Source organism: Mycobacterium sp. (assembly GCF_032162605.1).
In the GTDB taxonomy this organism is placed as follows: Bacteria; Actinomycetota; Actinomycetes; order Mycobacteriales; family Mycobacteriaceae; genus Mycobacterium.
Window position 1 is genome coordinate 1 of the sequence record NZ_JAVROT010000316.1, and the last position, 2,929, is coordinate 2,929.

General features: G+C 64.8%; 3 protein-coding genes and 1 pseudogene. 2 read left to right on the forward strand and 2 right to left on the reverse strand.

The annotated features are described in order from the left end of the window. Positions 1 to 407: SDR family NAD(P)-dependent oxidoreductase (locus QOI01_RS18215; RefSeq protein WP_526383355.1), on the reverse strand; the 407-nt coding region annotated here is incomplete at its 3' end. 156 nt (positions 408 to 563) lie between these two features. Here QOI01_RS18215 and QOI01_RS18220 point away from each other — a divergent pair. After that, a complete protein-coding gene (locus QOI01_RS18220) occupies positions 564 to 1,151 on the forward strand; it encodes a TetR/AcrR family transcriptional regulator (protein WP_526383359.1) in 588 nt (195 codons plus the stop codon). Here the strand turns inward: QOI01_RS18220 and QOI01_RS18225 are convergent. Continuing rightward, a complete protein-coding gene (locus tag QOI01_RS18225; protein ID WP_526383357.1) occupies positions 1,148 to 2,146 on the reverse strand; it encodes a class I SAM-dependent methyltransferase in 999 nt (332 codons plus the stop codon). The genes QOI01_RS18220 and QOI01_RS18225 overlap by 4 nt on opposite strands. Before the next feature lie 556 nt (positions 2,147 to 2,702). Here QOI01_RS18225 and QOI01_RS18230 point away from each other — a divergent pair. After that, positions 2,703 to 2,929: pseudogene (locus tag QOI01_RS18230) on the forward strand (acyl-CoA synthetase); the annotation flags it as partial.

Genomic DNA, 2,929 nt, shown 5'->3' on the forward strand with positions numbered 1-2,929 from the left:
CCGAGATGATTGGTGGCGAACTGAAGCTCCCAGCCCCGTGGTGTGCGGGTCCGCGGGCACGCCATCACGCCGGCATTGTTGACCAGGACGTCCAGCGGCCCGTCCCAGGCGGCCACGAACGACGCGACCGATGACGGGTTGGCGAGGTCCACGGGCGCGACGAAAACGTGCGTGTTGGGGCTGCTGGCCACGATCGCCGCCGCGACACGCTGTCCTGCGTCGGCGTCGCGGACCGCCAGCGTCACCTCCGCGCCGACGGTGGCGAGCGTACGCGCGGTCTCCAGGCCGATACCGGATGCCCCACCGGTCACGATGACCCGGCTGCCGCCCAGATCGATCCCGCCGACGACCTCGGCAGCGGTTGTTTCCCATTTGAAGGGCGTGGTGATGAGTGTGGTCGCAGTCATGATTCGACTCCCGTGTGTTCGACGATGGGTACCGAGGCGGACCGGTAAGCTCCGAATCGGAGGAACCTCCGGTACGCGCTCAGTCTAACCGGAGCAACCTCCGTTTAGCAAATGCCTCGCAAGCATGCGGGCAGGAGAGGATGACCTGTGTCGGAGATGCTCGGCCGACCGGTGCGCGCCGACGCCCGGCGCAACCGTGACCTGCTGCTCGAAGCCGCCGTGCGTGCCTTCGCCAACGACGGGGCCGACGTCACGCTCGACGCCATCGCGAAGACCGCAGGCGTCGGCATCGGGACGCTCTACCGTCATTTCCCGACTCGCGATGCGCTCGTCGAGGCGGCCTATCGCCAGGAGCTCGCCCACCTCTGCGACGCGGTGCCCGGCCTTTTGCGATCACTGCCGCCGGATGAGGCGACGCGCGCCTGGATGGATCGCTTCATCGACTACATGACGACCAAGCGCTACATGGCCGCGGCGCTTCAAGCCGTCATTGCCTCCGGCGGCAACCCCTACGCCGAGAGCCGTGGCCGGCTGATCGCGGCTATCACCGCACTGCTCGACGCCGGTGTCAACGCCGGGACCCTGAGGTCGGACGTCGAGCCCAACGACGTCCTCGTAGCGCTAAGCGGCGTGTCCCTGGCATCCCTGCCAGCCGGCGAGCCAGCACAGCGCCAACAGGCCGGTCGCATCCTCGACCTCCTCGTCGACGGCCTGCGCCACCGCGCTGCGGCTTCGGCCCCCTAGCTACGAATAGACCGGAATATGCAGCTGTTCCATTTAAGCGCGAATTTGCCGGCACCGGTGGTTTGAAGGGTGCGCCAAACCGGTAGCGCCACCGCCCGCTCGGTGGCTACGTCAAGCAGCAACGCATGCCGCAGCGGTGCAACATGTGGCCTGGGCTGAGGTCCGCGTCGATACTGGAGAGTCCACGATGACATGCTCGAAGACAAGCGCTCACGACGCATACGGCGGGATCGAATACGGCGGGTTGCCGGCACCACCCGAAGATCCGAATTATATTGTTCTGCAATAGTATTCGCGCACATGGTGCGGTGTGACCGATCCGTAGACGAACCTCGACGTCCCGACCAGTTGGGAATCCCAGCCCAGCTGTCGGAGGCGCTCGGCTGGCTCGTTGAAACCTTCACAACCCGATGCTCGGAGCCATCGCTGAGCTGGCGCCTCTGAACGTAGTCAGCTTCGTCAATGACGTAAGGATCTAGCGCTGTGCGGGTGGGATCCCGACGATTGTCGATGAGGAATACTCGCCCCCCTGGCCGTAGACATGAAGAGACCAGCGCCCAGAATGCTTCGAAGAGTTCTCGAGGGACGTGGGAAAGCCAGAACGAGAAGAACACGGTGTCGTAGTGCCGGTCGGGCCGCCAAGTGAAGATATCGGCCACTATGTAGGTGACGTGGGTCCGGCCGACCCGCTGTCGATTAATGCTGAGCGTCTCGTCGGATGAGTCGATCACAGCGAGGCTTGCAGCTTTCTGAGCCAGATGCCGGCTCCACCATCCGGTGCCGCCGGCCAATTCGAGGACATCGCCGAGCCTCCCGAACTGATCGGCGGCGTTGGTCACCTGCTGGATTTGACGGTCCCACTCCGCGGCGTCATCGGGGCCGCGATCATAACGGTCACGTCGTCGCCACCACTCGTCGTATTCGGGGGGACGTGCCCGGTAAAAGGCGCGCTGATCGGCAAGCAGATCAGCCTCAACCTCCGGCCCCTCCTGCATCGACTAGATTCCGCCAGCCGCCGATTTGACGAAGAGAAGCCTCGGCGCGGGTCCAGCAAACAGCTGCTCCCCTGCCGCTCGCCCTGTGACCTCCCGACCCGGCTCGATCAGCTCTAACCCGACGCTGTAGCTCCGTCTGCACGGGCGACACTCGGAAGCCAGCGCGCGGACGACGAATACGGCCGGATCGAATACGGCGGGTTACCGGTATGTCTGGCGCTATGCGTGTAGCCGTCTGGCCTGATGACCACTCTGGCGCCCCGCTTGATGCCGTAGCGCTTGGCGCGCGATCGGGGGGGTCGGAGATCACAGAGTCGTATCCATGGACGGCTTCCTGGCCGGTGGTCACGAGGACCTGGACGCTCACCCCGTCGGGGGCGGGTGGCGGCGGCACGTTGTGAGCGGTGACGGTGAGGCGCGGGATGTGGCTGCCTGCAGTGACTTTGATTCCGCGGGGCCCGTTAGTGTTGATGATGACGGGAGCCGGCAGGTTGGATAATGACGCTATTGCGAATTGCTTGCGATTGACTCGCAACTGCTATTTACTGGTGTTATTATGAGTGACGGCCTGCTGCGCAATCCCAACCACACTGGTCACCTGTTGGCTGCCGCTTTGAAGCGGCACAAGGGCAAGCCAGTGCTGTCCCTCGGAGAGGCCACCCTGACGGGCGGCCAGCTCGCCGACCGAATCAGCCAGTACGTCCAGGCGTTCGAGGCGCTCGGTGCCGGTAGGGGCGCTACGGCCGCGGTGCTCTCGCTCAACCGTCCCGAGGTGCTGATGAT